Annotated in this window: 16 protein-coding genes; 2 read left to right on the top strand and 14 right to left on the bottom strand. The window is 49.7% G+C overall.

The annotated features are described in order from the left end of the window. Positions 1-32: 32 nt before the first annotated feature. The 10 genes from hrpB to dapA form a co-directional block, all read right to left on the bottom strand. On the bottom strand, positions 33-2,561 hold the full coding sequence (gene hrpB, locus GVJ32_RS04260) for an ATP-dependent helicase HrpB (RefSeq protein WP_159238825.1): 2,529 nt from the start codon (positions 2,559-2,561) through the stop codon (positions 33-35). A gap of 97 nt (positions 2,562-2,658) precedes the next feature. Then, entirely contained in the window at positions 2,659-3,366 is a 708-nt protein-coding gene (locus GVJ32_RS04265; protein ID WP_159238826.1) for a pseudouridine synthase, read from the bottom strand. Positions 3,367-3,538: 172 nt separating this feature from the next. Continuing rightward, positions 3,539-3,757 carry a hypothetical protein gene (locus tag GVJ32_RS04270; RefSeq protein ID WP_159238827.1) on the bottom strand — a complete coding sequence of 73 codons (219 nt, stop codon included), beginning with the start codon at positions 3,755-3,757 and terminating at the stop codon, positions 3,539-3,541. Next, positions 3,754-3,957 carry a CsbD family protein gene (locus GVJ32_RS04275; protein ID WP_159238828.1) on the bottom strand — a complete coding sequence of 68 codons (204 nt, stop codon included), beginning with the start codon at positions 3,955-3,957 and terminating at the stop codon, positions 3,754-3,756. Before GVJ32_RS04275 ends, GVJ32_RS04270 begins: the two co-directional genes overlap by 4 nt. Before the next feature lie 479 nt (positions 3,958-4,436). Beyond that, a complete protein-coding gene (locus GVJ32_RS04280) occupies positions 4,437-6,248 on the bottom strand; it encodes a TonB-dependent receptor (RefSeq protein WP_159238829.1) in 1,812 nt (603 codons plus the stop codon). A gap of 179 nt (positions 6,249-6,427) precedes the next feature. Then, positions 6,428-6,718, bottom strand: coding sequence for a hypothetical protein (locus GVJ32_RS04285; protein ID WP_159238830.1), 291 nt, complete (start codon positions 6,716-6,718; stop codon positions 6,428-6,430). A gap of 88 nt (positions 6,719-6,806) precedes the next feature. Then, positions 6,807-7,526, bottom strand: a complete 720-nt coding sequence (gene purC / locus GVJ32_RS04290) for a phosphoribosylaminoimidazolesuccinocarboxamide synthase (RefSeq protein ID WP_159238831.1) — start codon at positions 7,524-7,526, stop codon at positions 6,807-6,809. Between the two features lie 25 nt (positions 7,527-7,551). Beyond that, on the bottom strand, positions 7,552-8,310 hold the full coding sequence (locus GVJ32_RS04295; protein WP_159238832.1) for an MBL fold metallo-hydrolase: 759 nt from the start codon (positions 8,308-8,310) through the stop codon (positions 7,552-7,554). Then, complete coding sequence (bamC, locus tag GVJ32_RS04300; protein ID WP_159238833.1) at positions 8,310-9,347, bottom strand: outer membrane protein assembly factor BamC; 1,038 nt, start codon at positions 9,345-9,347, stop codon at positions 8,310-8,312. The genes GVJ32_RS04295 and bamC overlap by 1 nt, the downstream gene beginning before the upstream one ends. Further along, the gene (dapA, locus tag GVJ32_RS04305; protein ID WP_159238834.1) at positions 9,348-10,226 is read right to left on the bottom strand and encodes a 4-hydroxy-tetrahydrodipicolinate synthase; all 879 of its coding nucleotides are present in this window, start codon (positions 10,224-10,226) and stop codon (positions 9,348-9,350) included. A gap of 179 nt (positions 10,227-10,405) precedes the next feature. Between dapA and GVJ32_RS04310 the strand changes: the two genes are divergently transcribed. After that, the gene (locus GVJ32_RS04310) at positions 10,406-10,891 is read left to right on the top strand and encodes a DUF3806 domain-containing protein (protein ID WP_159238835.1); all 486 of its coding nucleotides are present in this window, start codon (positions 10,406-10,408) and stop codon (positions 10,889-10,891) included. Between the two features lie 46 nt (positions 10,892-10,937). Here GVJ32_RS04310 and GVJ32_RS04315 read toward each other — a convergent pair whose 3' ends face one another. Next, on the bottom strand, positions 10,938-11,822 hold the full coding sequence (locus GVJ32_RS04315) for an AEC family transporter (protein WP_159238836.1): 885 nt from the start codon (positions 11,820-11,822) through the stop codon (positions 10,938-10,940). A 182-nt stretch (positions 11,823-12,004) separates the two neighbouring features. Here GVJ32_RS04315 and GVJ32_RS04320 point away from each other — a divergent pair, with 182 nt between their 5' ends. Further along, on the top strand, positions 12,005-12,220 hold the full coding sequence (locus GVJ32_RS04320) for a TIGR02450 family Trp-rich protein (RefSeq protein WP_159238837.1): 216 nt from the start codon (positions 12,005-12,007) through the stop codon (positions 12,218-12,220). Between the two features lie 20 nt (positions 12,221-12,240). Here the strand turns inward: GVJ32_RS04320 and GVJ32_RS04325 are convergent, their stop codons facing one another. The 3 genes from GVJ32_RS04325 to cofC are packed head-to-tail and all read right to left on the bottom strand — an operon-like array spanning position 12,241 to position 16,244. Then, on the bottom strand, positions 12,241-13,002 hold the full coding sequence (locus GVJ32_RS04325; RefSeq protein WP_159238838.1) for an SDR family oxidoreductase: 762 nt from the start codon (positions 13,000-13,002) through the stop codon (positions 12,241-12,243). A 30-nt stretch (positions 13,003-13,032) separates the two neighbouring features. Then, complete coding sequence (gene cofH / locus GVJ32_RS04330) at positions 13,033-15,504, bottom strand: 5-amino-6-(D-ribitylamino)uracil--L-tyrosine 4-hydroxyphenyl transferase CofH (protein WP_235035037.1); 2,472 nt, start codon at positions 15,502-15,504, stop codon at positions 13,033-13,035. Next, positions 15,501-16,244, bottom strand: coding sequence for a 2-phospho-L-lactate guanylyltransferase (gene cofC, locus GVJ32_RS04335; protein ID WP_159238839.1), 744 nt, complete (start codon positions 16,242-16,244; stop codon positions 15,501-15,503). Before cofC ends, cofH begins: the two co-directional genes overlap by 4 nt. Positions 16,245-16,314: the final 70 nt, after the last annotated feature.

Below are 16,314 nucleotides of genomic sequence, written 5' to 3' on the forward strand. Positions count from 1 at the left end.
GGGGCTTTTTTATGGGCAGAAATTTTACCATTTTACGTCGGCTTAGGTTTTAGACGGGCTGTAGCAACAGCGGTAGTCGGATCATCAGGCCAGGGATGTTTTGGATAGCGCCCCTTCATTTCCTTTTTAACGTCCTGATAACTGCCTCGCCAAAAACCCGCCAGATCTTGTGTTACCTGCAAAGGCCTCCGTGCAGGGGACAGTAAGTGCACCGTCAACGGCTGCTTGCCGTTGGCAATATTAGGGGTGTCTTGGCAACCAAACATTTCCTGTAATTTAACGGCCAGCACCGGCGGTGACTGGCAGTAATCTATTTTCTTAGCAGAACCAGACGGCACGATAAATGACTCGGGTGCCAAACTATTCAAAGCCTGCTGCTGAGGCCAATCCAATAATGAAGCCAATATACGGCTCAAATCTAAGCGCTTAATCCCTTGCAATGAATTTACGCCATCGAGGTAAGGCGACAACCATGTATCGAGCCCAGCAAGTAGACCTTCATCACTAACATCCGGCCAATGACCTGGCTCACAATCAAGACAACCCAATAAACTCACCCGCGCACGCCACTGCAAAACGCCATCGGACCAGTCTAAAACGCCTAGACCGCGCCTGCATACAAAGTCTAGCAGCGCTGTGCGCTTCTCATCCGCTGACGCGTCGCGAAGCGTTTCACTTTTCAAAACAAGCGCACCAAGCGTATGTCGCCGCTCAGCAATAAAACGTCCCTTGGCCTCATCCCATTCTGCATAACTCTGGGTCGTCACCATATCGGCCAACGCCCCCTCAAAATGACGGCTGTCTAGTGCGGCGGCCAAATAAATACTATCGCTACGATTCCCCGCCACGCCACCAAGAGCGGCGGCAACAAGATACGGCGAATAATTCAGGCCATCCGCCATCTGTAAACTCGCAGCGCGGCCATTACTTAAAACATAGTCGCTGCTGCGCTCGCGACGCTGTTTTGCAATGCGATCCGGATATGCAAAGGCAAGCAGCACACCAGCGTCTACATCAAGCTCGACGGTCGTTTTACCTTGCGCGGCATGCTTAGATAAAAGCCGCAGAAATTGTTGCTGCTGTTTTTTAAGCCTTGCGACAAGGCCCTGAGATTGGCGATCGACATGGAACTCTCCACGCATCATCGCTAATCTCAGTTGGATATCTGCATTATCTTTGGGACCAAAACTCCGCTCACTCAAAATTGCCGCCAGTTCGCTGGCCAATGCCCCACTAGCTAGCGCCTGACCTTTTAACAACATATGCGCCAAACGAGGGTGCACCGGCAGACCCGCCATCGCCTCGCCGTGGGCTGTTATGTTCACAAGCCCATTCACCTTAGTGACTGCACCCAACTTTAAAAGCAAATCCACTGCTTGCTGAAATGCCGCTGCGGGCGGTGGATCCATCCAGCGTAATTTCGCCGCGTCATCAATACCCCAACGCAGTATTTGCAAACATAAGCTCGCCAAATCTGCCTGCGCAATTTCCGGCTCGCTAAACGCCAATAACTCATTATTCTGCGCTTCGCTCCACAGCCGATAACATACACCTTCACTTAAACGTCCCGCGCGACCTGCACGCTGATCTGCCGAAGCACGGGAAAGGCGACGAGTATCTAAGCGACTCATTCCCGTTCTCGGGTCAAAGCTCGGCACCCGTGACAAACCGCAATCTACCACGACGCTAATGCCGTCAATTGTTAAGCTGCTCTCAGCAATACTCGTTGCCAAAACCACTTTGCGAACACCAGAATCGGTAGGTGCTATCGCACGGCGCTGTTCTGTAAGACTTAAATCTCCGTAAAGTGGTGCAAATATCACCGACTCAGATGAATGCTCGGCGGAGAGCTTTGTCAGGCAACGACGTATTTCAGCCTGCCCTGGTAAAAACACTAAGATACTGCCGGAGTTCTCCTCAATAGCTTGTCGAACTGTGCCGCATACTCGGTCAATTAAAAATTGATTTGGGCGATACGCCTCGCCATAGCGTATTTCAACGGGAAACTGCCGACCAAGACTACGCACCACCGGCGCGCCATCAAGTAATTCTGATACTCGGCTGCCGTCTAGGGTAGCCGACATCAGCAATAACTTCAGAGGCGTATTGCGTAAGTCGCCAAATAAATTACGACTTTCTAGTGTTAAGGCTAAGCCGAGATCGGCATCGAGACTGCGCTCGTGAAACTCGTCAAAAATAAGTAGACCAATCCCATCCAATGATGGGTCGTCCTGCAACATGCGGGTGAGTATACCCTCGGTAATTACTTCGATCCGCGTCACGTGGCTAACGACGGTTTCCATACGCATGCGGTAGCCAACAGTAAGGCCAACCCGCTCACCTAATAGCTCAGCCATCCGTTCTGCGGCCGATTTAGCCGCTATGCGGCGAGGCTCCAACATGACGATACGTTGATTCTCTAGCCATGACTCCCTCAGCAACGCCAGTGGTACCCAGGTGGTTTTACCCGCCCCTGGCGGCGCCTCTAAGACCAGCTCATTCCCTTCAGTGAGCGCCGAGCGAATATCAGGAATAACAGATTGAATAGGTAAATCAGCCATAGCTGGCTTGGGCTCCAAAAATAAAACGGACGATAAACAAGCAGTGATGTATAGAATAAGATTTTTAAACGCCGTGCAACGCCAATCGCCTTAAATATTAAGCCAAGCTGTTCAACTCATCGGCTCTTAAATATCGGCTCTGGCCAGGTAGTAGCTGCGGATCTAATTCCACCGGCCCAATGGCATCGCGATGCAAGGTCAGCACTTCATTTTGAAAACGGCCAAACATACGCTTGATCTGGTGATAACGCCCCTCAGTTAAACTGAGTTTGGCGACATAATCGCTAAGTATTTCTAATTCTACAGGGCGAGTGGTGATGCCCTCATACTCAAAGTACATTCCCGCAGCAAATGCCTCGATATAATCGCTATTCAACGCCTGTGCGACGGTGACCGTATACACTTTAGCGATATTACGCTCTGGTAAACTCAAACGACGCGACCACAATCCGTCGTTGGTAAGTAGCAGTAAGCCCGTTGAATTAAAATCTAAGCGCCCAGCAATATGCAGCCCTTCGCGCTCAGCAGCAGGGAGTAAATCAAGCGCCGTGGTATGGCGCTCATCTTTCGTCGCGCTAACCACGCCAACTGGTTTATTCATCATCAAATAACGTGGGCGCGTGGCCTGCAAAACTTTATTGCCTACGCTGACATGCGAAAACTGGCCGATGGCTTGCGCAATATCAGTCGCCACCACACCATCTACTTTCACCCGCCTAGCTGCCAATAAAAGCCGAACATCGCCGCGCTTAACGCCAAGACTTGCACTAATAAATCGATCAAGACGAGTAGAATACGACGGCACTAAGACTCCTAATTTAATCGCAGCTTATAGGCTATTGTAAGGCGAGAACTTTCGTATACCCAATAAAAAAACCGGCTGATTGGTGATCGCAAAAAAATGCGTCATGTCAGCCGGCTTTTAAGACGTGAATGAGATCAAATCTACATTCACTCCAAATAAACGCTAAAAAGGATTAGCTGTGATCGTCCACTTCATCCTTAACTTCTTCAACGCCTTCTTTATAGGAGTCTTTCGCACTTTCCATGCTTTGGTCGATACTTTCTCCCGCCTTTTCTGCGGCGCCTTTTTCCTCGCAAGCACTCACTGCAAATACGGTGCTTGCCAATAAAAAGAAGGCAACTAGTAATTTGCTGCTTTGAGTAGACTTCATACTTTTAAGTAAATTTTTCATTTTTCAAATTTCTCCATAAGTTGATTCAGCTTACTGGCAACGGCTTCTTTAGAATCACCGTATTTTTGCTGAATTTTAGCTGCGATCGCGTCGATATTACCTTCTGCCTGCAATACCTCGTCATCCGTTAGATCGCCCCATTGCTGCTTTACTTTCGCGGTAAATTCACGCCAACGGCCTTCGGCCTGCTCTTTATTCATGCTCTTTCGCTCCCTTAAACAGCTGAAAATAGAATTTAAAAACGCAAATATAATGCACCGCTTACTTCCGTATTCAGCTAATCTGACAAGGCATTGATGGCGAATGTTCCGCAGTTCATAAAATATGCGGCATATTCACATTGAGATTAGAGCTTAATATTTTTTCTTAAAGGCAAAAAGTCCACCTCAAATGAGTTTCAGTGGACTTTTTATAGCTATTTTTTTATTTATTAAAATTGGACATGTAATGCAAGCTCGATATTTATCCCCGACTCGGGCGCATAATCGCGAATAAACGACGAACTGCTACGTATTTCTTCATCCCCTAAATTCCGTCCTTTTAACAATACCGTGTATTCATTCCCCGCAAGCTGAAAGCTACGTGACACGCTGGCATCAACACGATTGTATCCAGCAGTAGACGACTCATTTAAACCAGCTTTGTTTTGCGCCTGCGCATGAATATAGCTGATATCCGCCTACCAGTTCCGCCAATCCCACGCGATGCTAAGACCATCATGAGCCGGCGGCAGACGAGGCACGTCCTCGCCATTATCAAACTCGGCATTGATTCGATCACCGAACAAACTCAGCTGATACGAATGCTCTGCGCCTTGCGGTGTATAGCGATAATTCAACTCATATTCGACGCCCTCAAACACCGCATCTTGCTGACGGTATTGCAGGACGTCGGTCTCATCTATTTGAGTCCCGCTATTATCTAGGTAGATGAAATCGGAAAACTGGTTGTGAAATAAGGTCAACTTAGCCGTCACCGCAGTAAAGTCCGCGCGAATAATAAAGTCTGCATTGCGCGATTTTTCGTTCGTTAAATTGGCATCACCCACCTCAATCGCACCTGTTGCACCGTGTACAACGTAATGGTCTTCATCATTGCCAATGTTTGAAAAGCGCTCCTCTGCGTTGGGTGCCCGCTGAGACTCGGACAGCGCCAGTGACACGCTCCAAATCTCATTGACATCATATATACCCGCTAGGGAGGCGCTGTAACTAGTTTCCTGTTGATCATCAGCAATAGTATGTGACGTTTCCAGCCTATCTATATCGACACGTAGCCCTGCTTCTAATGACCATTTGTCCGCGTGGTAGTCTTCAAGCCAAAATAAGCCGATGGATCGCGTGGTATTTTCTGGAACAAAGGACTCTTCACCTAATGCAGAGAAATCCGCATTGAGCCACTGTAAGCCCCAGACACCATGCCACGCCCCCCACGCTCTGTGCGTCAGTTCTACGCGCCCCGCCCACGCCTCTTTGCTAAACGTAGTACCCACTTCACCACTAGATTCCACCTCTTGATGCTGATAGTCGCTGTAGCTCATACGCCAACGCAGAATATCGATAAATCCATCAAAATGTAGATCGCCAGCCATATCCCAGCGTGTTTGATCTATAACAATGCTTACGCCTTCCTCCTCATGTTCTTCGTGTTCATGCTCACCATGGTCATGATCTTCGTCATGTTCCTCCTCATGATGGTGCACCCCCGAGGGAATACCATATTGATTGCTCAACTCGGTATAACTCAGCCCCCAATAACCGTCTTCAAAGTGATAGCTACTGCCCACCGTCACACGGCGGGTTCTACCGCTTGCATTGCCAATACTGCCGTCTGTGTTGTCTTCGATATCGTCGATATTACGAGGATTGATGGCAAGCCCAGGGATATCTGGGTCTGACCAGTCTCGGTACAAACCATCAACATGCAGCATCCAACGACCATCACCCGCATCGACACGAAATACGCCGCTACGACCGTCATCAACACTGCTACTACGAAACTCCGCAACCCCATTTACACCGTCTATCGCTTTAGCAGGAATACGACCATCCACCACATTGATCACACCGCCAATTGCGCCACCGCCGTACAGCATGGTCGCCGGCCCCCGCAGTATCTCAATACTGTCTGCGAGTATGGGCTCAACTGACACCGCATGATCGGCGCTATTGGTGGACACATCCAAGGCCGACAAGCCATTTTGCAAAACCTGCACCCGTGGACCTTGTTGCCCGCGAATAACCGGCTGGCCTACAGCCGGGCCAAAACTCGCACTGCTGAGCCCAGGTGAATTATTTAGGGTTTCACCAATTGTCGCGGCGGCTTGCCTTTTAAGTTCTTCGCCGCCCAGTACGGTCACTGGCAACGCGGTTTGCGCTTCTTTCTTATGTATTGGCATGGTCACCAACACATGCTCAATACGATTATTTTCTGCGGCAAATACCGGCGTAGCAGCCAATGCCACCAACGGAGGTAAAAAATATTTTTTCATGACTAAACATCCTGCGTATCAATTCATCGTCATTGGTGCACTAGTGCGGCCAAAGCTATATGTGATTCAGGAATTCACCATCGCGTCCACGGATCTGAGGCTGCACACCAAGCCATTAAGCTTAGGCACAGGTAGCGAGCTAGCTTGTGAGACAAATCAGCGAATCTGAATTTCTGCGTTTAAACGAGGATATTTAAAGGTGGGGCACGTGTAGGAGGACGTAAATTTAACCGTGGCTGTGTCGTTGCAATCGACAATACTGCGCCAACAGCAATAACAAAGGGCGTAATTTCTGGGCTACTTGGGGTGAACGGCAAGGCTGCCGCGCCATAATGACACACCACACAAGCATCAATCGCCGTGTGTTCGGCAATGTGAACATGATTACCCTGTAACCACACAGACCAGCTGAGGCAGAGTAATAATACTGCCAGCAGAGATAGGCGATGTTGGGGGCGTAATCTAGTCATGACGAGTTAGATTTGCTCACTAGTGAAGAGTGCGCCTTAGGATACCGCGCTTTTATGACAATACCCTAAGATCACCGACTTTCATCTATCAAGCGTCAAAATCTATGCCTAAGCGGCGACCAACAATTTCGTAGGACTCAACCACATTCCCTAAGCCCTGACGGAAGCGGTCTTTATCGAGTTTTTCTCGGGTATCGGCATCCCACAGACGGCAACCATCAGGTGAGAATTCATCACCCAAGTGGATTTCTCCATCGCTGAACACACCGAATTCCAACTTATAATCAACTAACAGCATGCCCGCATCGGCAAACATAGTTTTCAATACGTCGTTAACTTTAAAGGTCAGCTCTTTCATACGATCTAACTGCGCGTCATTGGCCCAACCGAAAGAACGAATGTGGTATTCGTTGATCATCGGGTCGTGCAGTGCGTCATTTTTAAGGAACATTTCAAAGGTAGGTGGATTTAATTCCTTGCCCTCTTCTACACCCAAACGCTTCACAATCGAGCCTGCGGCGATGTTACGAACCACACATTCGATAGGCAACATATCCAGTTTTTTAACTAAGGCGTCGTTGTCTGACAGCAGCTTTTCAAAATGGGTTGGAATACCTGCCGCTTGAAGTGCCTGCATAATGAAGGCATTGAACTTATTGTTCACCATGCCCTTGCGATCCAGCTGTTCTACCCGCAGACCATCAAAGGCCGAGGTATCGTTTCTGAAGTTGAGGATATAACGGTCAGAATCATCAGTTTTGTAGACTGATTTTGCCTTGCCGGAATACAACTCTTCGCGTTTTTCCATGGTTTGCCTCATTAGCACAAGATGATCACGCTATTTCAAGCCAGTCGAAACCGGCGTCTTGATCGGCAGACAGCAGCGCGTCACTGTTTGCCAACATTGGTTCTATTGCCGCCCTCGCCAAGGCGGGGGTGTTGTTCTGTTCGCTCAAATGAGCCATAACCACATGCTGTAATTGACTAACCTCAGCTTCGGCCAGTAAATTTGCCGCCTGCTGATTATTCAAATGCCCCCAATCGCCGCCAACCCGCTGTTTCAATGAATACGGATAAGGGCCATTGGCCAACATAGTCACGTCGTGATTGCATTCTAAAAGCAAGGCGTCGCAGCAGCGGTAGTGCTCCCGAACGAAGGGCGTAATACTACCTAAATCTGTGAGCAGCCCAAATGTTTTTTTTTGGTATCTGAACACAAATTGACAGGGTTCACGTGCGTCGTGCGGCACCGCAACTGGCGTTACCGAAATCCCGCCAATATCGACCTCTAATCCGAGGGCTAAATTTTTCCAGTGGTGAGACAGCCGGATCTGCCCATATTCTCCAGTGCCGTAGCTGCAGTACACCGGCAGTTTGTACTTTCGAGCCAGCGGCAGCACACCTTTGATATGGTCGCTGTGTTCGTGGGTAACGAGTATTGCAGCCAAATCCGTCGGCGAGCGGCCTAGTCTCGCCATGCGCCGTTCGGTTTCTTTAATAGTAAATCCGCAATCGATCAGCACACAGCTTTGATCAGTTTCCAGCAGGGTAGCATTGCCTTTACTGCCACTACCCAGAGATGCAAAGCGCACTAATACAAATACCCCATAATGCGGTTCAGCAATTTTTCGCGCTCGGCGTCACGTAAACGACGACCTTTTTGATAATTCAAATAAATGCGTGCCTCTTCCGGCCCGAACTCACGCATTTCAACCACATAGCGGCTTAAATTATTGCGACGCGCACCAAAGGTACGTGCAAACCAACCGGCTTGCTCCTCTTCAGGATCAGCGTAGGTGAGCCAATATTTATTGACTTCGCGGCGGTCATCTTCAATCTCAAAGCCCGCTTTGACCAAGGCCAAGCCCAGTGCAGCCCATGCGCGATCGACGGGAAGCTGTAAACGCAAATGGCGGCTATCTGGACCACTGTCGCCACCTTCAATAAATATCTTGCCCTTGCCATCGGCACGCTGAGCAAGAACAGACACCGAGCCCGCCGTTTCGCGATCAGCCAAATACTGCGCCACTACACGCACCATTTGCGATTCGCGCTGAGAACTGTCAGATTTTTGTGGCCATTGATCATTGCCGTTGATCTGCACCAGCACATGAATTTCGCTCGTACCCTGCTGCACACCTTCCTCTAGCCGAAAGCGGAAACGTTCACGACTGGCGCCATCACCGTCTGGATCACGCCACTGGGTTTCAATAATCGCCGTCTTACCGTCGGCTTTTGCAATATCTAAACCGGCACGGCTTAAGAATACGCGCATCCGCGGCCACACCTGATTTGGGTCGCCGTCTAACAAAATCCAACTGCGATCTTCCAATGTTTGAATTTTAACCTCAGCAGTACCCACATTTTTCGTGATAGGTTCTGGGCGTTGTGCTTCAAACGTACCGGGAAGAGGCTTATGAGTTTGAATACCAGGCACGACATATTGATCATCTAGTGTTTCTGAATGTATCCCCGGCGGCAGCTCTAGCGGCGCGCTAAGTTTTGCGCGGCGGTAATCCTGCCCCCGATCGCGAAACATGCCATCTCCGCCGAAGCAGCCCGACAAGACGGTTAGCCCGAGGCTCATTACTGTTAATCGAAAACCGGTGCTGCGCATAAATGTGCTCATCTAGTCTAATAATCCCGCTTGCGTTAACGCTTCAGTAACGCTTGGTTGTGCCGCTTCACTTAATACAGTCAAGGGCAGGCGAATTCCGTCTTCCATCATACCCATGGCTAACAAAGCCCATTTCACAGGTATTGGATTAGCTTCTACAAATAGACGGTCGTGGAGTATACGTAGTGGCGCATCAGCCGCCGCCGTCGCTTCTTTATCACCCGACATTGCCGCAATGCACACAGACTTAACCGCGGCGGGAGCAATATTAGCGGTGACCGAAATATTACCTTTACCACCTAATAGCATTAGCTCTGCTGCAGTTGCGTCGTCACCAGACAATACGTCAAGCTTGTCACCGACAGCATCAATTAATTCTTTACCGCGTGCCAAATCACCCGTCGCGTCTTTGATCGCGATAATATTGCGGTGCTCCGCAAGGCGAATGGTCGTTGAATTCAACATATCGCAGGCGGTACGCCCGGGTACATTGTATAAAATTTGAGGGATGTCGACTGCGTCGGCAATCGCCATATAGTGCCGATACAAGCCCTCTTGGGTGGGCTTATTATAGTAAGGCGTCACCAACAAGCAGGCATCTGCGCCCACTTCACGCGCCACTTTGGTCAGTTCAATGGCTTCGGCAGTGGAGTTTGCACCCGTGCCGGCAACCACTTTTATACGACCGGCAACCTGATCAACACAGGCCTTAATGACCATTTTGTGCTCATCCATCGCAAGGGTCGCAGATTCGCCAGTGGTGCCCACTGCAACGATCCCGTCTGTTCCCTGCTCTATATGCCACTCGATCAGACGCGACAACGCTTGCCAGTCAATACTGCCATCGCTGTGCATCGGGGTTACTAGGGCGACCACACTACCCGAAATCATGCCGGTATCTCCAAAATTGGTGCAAGCCGCTAATGGTACTGGCCAGTGCCACACAGCTCAAGGGACAAATCAATGTAAACCAGTTAGGCTAGCCACTTTCGCGAAACGAATTCACTTAAGCGCAGTCAAAAGCCTTATATAAAGCCAAGTTTTGCCGAGTTGAGACAGGAGAAAACCCAATGCGTTTCCTAGCCGTAGCACTTCTGCTTATTTTAGCGCCGCTAAGTATAGCCGATACTTGGCGCACAGACCCCATGACCCCCACAGATGAAAAATACATGGAAGACAGTCGCAGCCAGCTAAACGACCTTAGCCGCATGGAATTGGGCCGCAGTTTTGGTGAAAGTCGCGATAATGACCTGCGTCTTATTCAAACCTTGCTAGATCGCAAACTCGTCACCGGCGACCAAACTCGCTTACTGCAGGCAATGGGTATTGTCGTCGGCGACCACCTGCGTAAAGAGAACGATCTAAAATGGGTGATTTATATCGACCGCTTAGGCCGTAGCCGCGCACTTGAAGTGCCATTCAAAGATGAGGCCATCTTCCCCGTCACTCAAATATCCAGCCGCGCGGCCGTCGGCGGCGACGTTGACGTACAGGCGATATACCAAAGATTAGAAGAAGAAATTAAACGCGCCAAAAAGAAAATCATCGTGCGCTAATAGCCGCTCCGCCCTGACAAAAGGCTGTCAGGGCGAAACCCACAAACTACACGCCTAAAAAATACAGTAATATCGGAATGCTAATAAAACTGATCAAGGTAGAGCTAACCACCATGCCCGCCACCACGTCGGGTTCACGCTTGTATTGCATCGCCAATAGATAGTTAAACACCGCCGCTGGCGTTGCCGACTGCAATAACACCACCTTGCGCTCCAAGCCTTCAAGATTCAAAAAGTACACCGCCGCAAAACCACCAGCTAGCCCCACTAACAACCTCAACACGCCCAAGCCAACTGACTTTCCCGCCTCATGTAACTTGAGTGAACTCAAGGACACGCCCAAGGTGATCAACATTAGCGGAATAGAAAGCCCACCGAGTAATCCCAAGGTGTTCTGCAAAGACAGCGGCAAACTCCAGTGATTAAAAATAAGTAGGCAGGCAATAGCACCGGCATAAATAATCGGAGAGCTGAGCACGCCCTTAACCACGGCCTTGCCACTCAGTACCGCAGCGCCAAAGGAAAAATGCGCTATTGTCGTCGTTAAGAATATACCCAAGCCAATTGCCAGGCCTTCCTGCCCGAACGCAAAAAGACACAGCGGCAAGCCCATATTACCGAAATTACCAAAGACCAAGGGCACCAGAAAATTACGCATATCAATGCGTAATACCAAGCACGCGATGGCCGCAAAAAGAGCTGAAAAAACCAGCATACACACACTGGCAAACAGCACGTGCTGGAGCAGCTCGGTGGAAATAACCGTTGTTCCGAGGGTACCCACAATTAACGCTGGCGCGCCAACCCATAATACAATGCGACGCACAAACTCATGGTCAAAAGGCTGTCGAAACCTCACCCAAAATACGCCAATAGCGGCGCATAAAATAACAGGTAGAATTATGGGGATAAGCGGGGCAATCAGCGACATGTACACTCCAATTTCGCAATCACCAACACCGGCTGCGAAACGGCATTATCAAGCTAAGACCATGTATTTCCAAGCTCGCGCATTAAAACCGGAAATAAATCCATCATCTAAAACAAAACCCCAATCGTATGCAAAAATATCGAGCCTATGATTCCAATGTCAAAACACAGTATGAAATTGCCATGATTACCTTAAACCCGAAAAAGCTCCTTAATAGCAAATGGACTGCAGTTCAACCAAAGCATAAAGAAAAACATTTTCTGATAAGGGAGGTAGAATTCAACGAAGACGGCGTTGTGGTGCACTGCTTAATGGAAGCCATTATGACAAAGCGTGAATTTGACATTGATTGGCGAGACTTAAAAAACCCCGTACATTGGCAAACTGGCTGGCACTAAGATCTAAGTACCAGCTGTCTTTAAAACTGATCCGGTCGCAACATCGCGTCGTGACCACCGTCGACAAAGACGATAGATCCCGCCATAAAGCTCGCCTTGCTGCTCAACATAAAACACACTACATCGGCTATTTGCTCGGGCCTGCCGATGGCGCCCAGCGGCACGCTGTCGCCAAAGTCTTTCATAACTTGGCCAAGGTCTTTATCTGCCAGTACTTTATCGCTTAAAGGCGTATTGATAATGCCGGGCGCCACGGCGTTTAAGCGCACGCCTTGACGAGCATAGTCCGGCGCATTGCGGCGCAGCCAGCAACTAAGCGCATGTTTGGAGCCCGCATAGGCGCTATGCCCGTCTTTATTTTCAATCAAATCACAGGCAGCGGTTTCTTGGTCACTGAGCATTAATTCAACGTAGTCGTCATGCCCTACCATCGCAGCCGAGTTAGATGCAATCATGACAATGCTGCCTTTACACCTCACCAATAAATCTAGCACACCCTCCGTTACCGCTACCGCCGCAAAATAATTCACTTTGGTAATCAGGGAGAAGGGCCGGACCGATGGCCCAAGACCAGCACAGGGAATAAAACCATCTAGGCCATTTGGCGCTAACGCTCGGATGCCATCTATCGCTTTTTGGCGACCCGACGAGTCCGATAAGTCTGCGCAAATATCACCGTCGGCCAGATCGACAACGATAACTTGATGACCCGCTTCACGAAGCTGCACCTTGATTGCCGCGCCAATGCCTGTAGCGCCGCCGGTTAATGCGTAGGTAGCCATTTATTATCCTTATTATTGTGGGTGAGCTATTTACCCGACTGCGATCAAACCATCGTCGCTTGTCAATTTACTGCGTTCGTATTTATGAGCCGGTGTATTCACAAGTGCCTCAAGTGGCGCAGCAATATGAGAGCGCTGACGTTGTTGTTCATCGGCCGCGCCATATAAAGTATTGCGCTGAAAAGGCCGACGACCTGCGCGACGAATACGAGCTTCCATTAAATCTGGCGCCGCTTCCTGACCATGCACCGCACCGGCGGCGCGGGTGATAGTTTCGTTCATCAAGGTGCCACCAAGATCATTCACACCAGCGTTAAGTAAAGCCTCTACGCCCTGCTCACCCATCTTCACCCAAGAAGCTTGAATATTGTCGATTAGGCCATTAAAAACCAGCCTTGCGATTGCGTGCATCAGCACCGCCTCGCGGAAACTAGGCCCGCGCCGAGCTCGGCCTTTTAAGTAAATAGGCGCCTCTGGCGGTACAAATGGCAGCGGCACAAACTCGGTAAAGCCGCCAGTTTTTACCTGTAATTGTCGCACAGCCATTAAGTGCCGCGCCCAAGACTGATAATTATCAACATGACCATACATAATGGTTGCCGTCGAACGCAGCCCCACCTGATGAGCGGCAGCCATTACTGCCAACCATTGTTCGGTATTTATTTTATCTGGGCATAATACTGCTCGCACATCATCGTCAAGCACCTCCGCTGCGGTGCCTGGCAGAGTATGTAAACCCGCGTCTTTAAGTTGCTGCAAATAGCTTTCTAAATCTAGCCCCAAGGTTTCTGCGCCCTGCCACACTTCTAGGGGCGAGAAGGCATGAATATGCATATCCGGCGTCGCCGCGCGCAGCGTTGCCACAATATCGAGGTAGGTTTGGCCGGTGTATTCTGGGTGTATTCCCCCTTGCATACACACTTCGCTGGCACCCCGCTGCCACGCCTCGGTAGCGCGCCGCGCTATTTCTTCGCCTGATAAATCATAGGGACGGCCGCGCAAATTTTCGCTTAGCTTGCCTTTTGAAAATGCGCAGAACTGACATTTGAAATAACAGACATTGGTGTAATTAATATTGCGCGTAACAACATAACTCACCCTGTCGCCGCACTGCTGTTGACGCAGCTGATCAGCCGCGTGACACACCGCCGCAAAGTCACTACCGCGTGCGCTAAATAGGCGAACTATCTCATTTTCGTTTAAGGCTTCTGCACGCAGTGCCCGCTCTAACAATCGCGTAATATCTACCGATACCGGCGCATAGTCTTTTAATAGTTCAGGCTCTGGTCGCAGTAAATCTAGCTCCGCTTTCGGTGCCTCAATATCCTGCCCTGCTACCCAATTATCTTCTTTGGGCAAGCCTTGGCCGTCGCTGTAATGCAGCACTTTGGTATGCAAAGCCGGATCTAACCAGCGCGTGTAATCGCGCACGTATTTAGGGTAAATTGTCAGCCGTTCATGCAAATATTTTCCCGCCCCAGCTGTTTCTTTGGTGAGGGTTTCTAAATGTGGCCAAGGCGCTTCGGGATTCACAAAATCGGGCGTTAAGGGCGATACGCCGCCCCAGTCATTTAGCCCAGCAGCCACCAATTGCGGCAGCACACCGGGGCTCAAATTTGGCGGCGCCTGAATGCTCATCTGCGATCCAAAAATCAAGCGCGCAACGGCAATAGTCCATAATAATTCATTCAGATCTGGCTCGGGAGCAGTGGCCATTTTGGTATTTGGTTTGGCTCTAAAATTTTGAATTATTATTTCTTGGAGATGGCCGTAGCGTTCATGCAAATCACGCAAGGCCAATAAGGACTCCACTCGCTCGCGACGAGTTTCGCCAATTCCAATTAAGATGCCTGAGGTAAACGGCACCTTCGCTCTACCTGCCCGCGCAATGGTCTCTAAACGCAGCGCAGGATCTTTATCAGGCGAACCATAGTGCGGCATACCTTTTTCGCATAAGCGACTCGAAGCAGACTCAAGCATGATACCCATGGATGCAGAAACTGGACGCAACATGGCAATTTCTGCCTCGTCCATACAGCCCGCATTGATATGCGGGAGCACATTGGTTTCTGCCAAAACCCGTCCTGCAACATCGGCAAGGTATTCTAAGGTAGTGGCAAAACCCATTTCGGCAAGCGCCTCGCGTGCTGCCTTGTAACGCAACTCAGGTTTCTCACCAAGCGTAAACAGCGCCTCTTTACAGCCCATGCTCTCGGCGACTTTTACCTGCGCTAATACTTGCTCAACAGGTAGATACGCTTGCTCTATTTTTTTTGGCGTTTTTGCAAAAGTGCAGTAATGACAAACGTCTCTACACAAATGCGTAAGCGGAATAAACACCTTACGGGAATAACTCACGCCGTTGTAAAAACCACGATCACGTAAAGCCGCCGCTGCCGTCATCAGCGACTCAGTCTCTGTCATATCTGCCAATAACAAAGCCTGTTCAGCATCTAAGCCATTTTCACTTACATCAGAAAGCATGGATTCTAAATCCCTCATACCGCACTCCAAGCCTGTGTAGACGTATTTGCCGCGCCACTGTCCAATTGCCTTAATCGCTGCGCGATACCGGCTTGATGTAAATACGCCAATGTCCGCTCCGCTTCTGCGCTTGGCGGTATAGCCAGTAAACGATGCAAGTCTTCTCGTGTATCAATGTCCTGCGCTATTCCCGGCAAGGAGATAACCTGCGCTGGTAATTGCATTGCCAAGGCGGCGTCGAAGTGAATAGCACAACTATCTCGCCCGTAAGACAAGGCCGGCACTCTGGCGGGGTCACACACTAAAATATTACTGCCGCTCCCATGCCGATCGGTGGCAATACTTACCGCGGAACCATGGGTTTTCATTAAGGTTTTGTGCCGATCAATCAGCGTGTTTAGTTCTTGCGCACCCAGCAAAGGCAGATCGCCATGTACCACCATCGCCGTAGCAGTGCTCACCCGAGCGTGGGTAAGCTCAGCCATTTTTTGCAGTGCAGCGGCGACCACATCATTCAAACCGCTGACCCCCAGGCCACGCTCAGACCAACAATCTATACCGTAATGCTCAGCCAACAACTGCGCAGCGGGATCATCTGACACCACCACGATGCGCTCAAAACCGGGGTGTGCCGCCAATACTGTCAGCACATCCTCGACCATGGCGTGAAATAAACCCCGTCGCTCAGACACTGTCAAACTGCCCGCTAGACGCTGCTTAGCCTGTACAAAATCTTTTAACGGCAATAGTGCCCACATAGTGTTTTACGCTTCTATCCGTTTACATTTAATTATTATCAATATGGCTCAATAACTTACTTTAGCGAAA

This window comes from Zhongshania aliphaticivorans, from assembly GCF_902705855.1.
Taxonomy (GTDB): Bacteria; Pseudomonadota; Gammaproteobacteria; order Pseudomonadales; family Spongiibacteraceae; genus Spongiibacter; species Spongiibacter aliphaticivorans_B.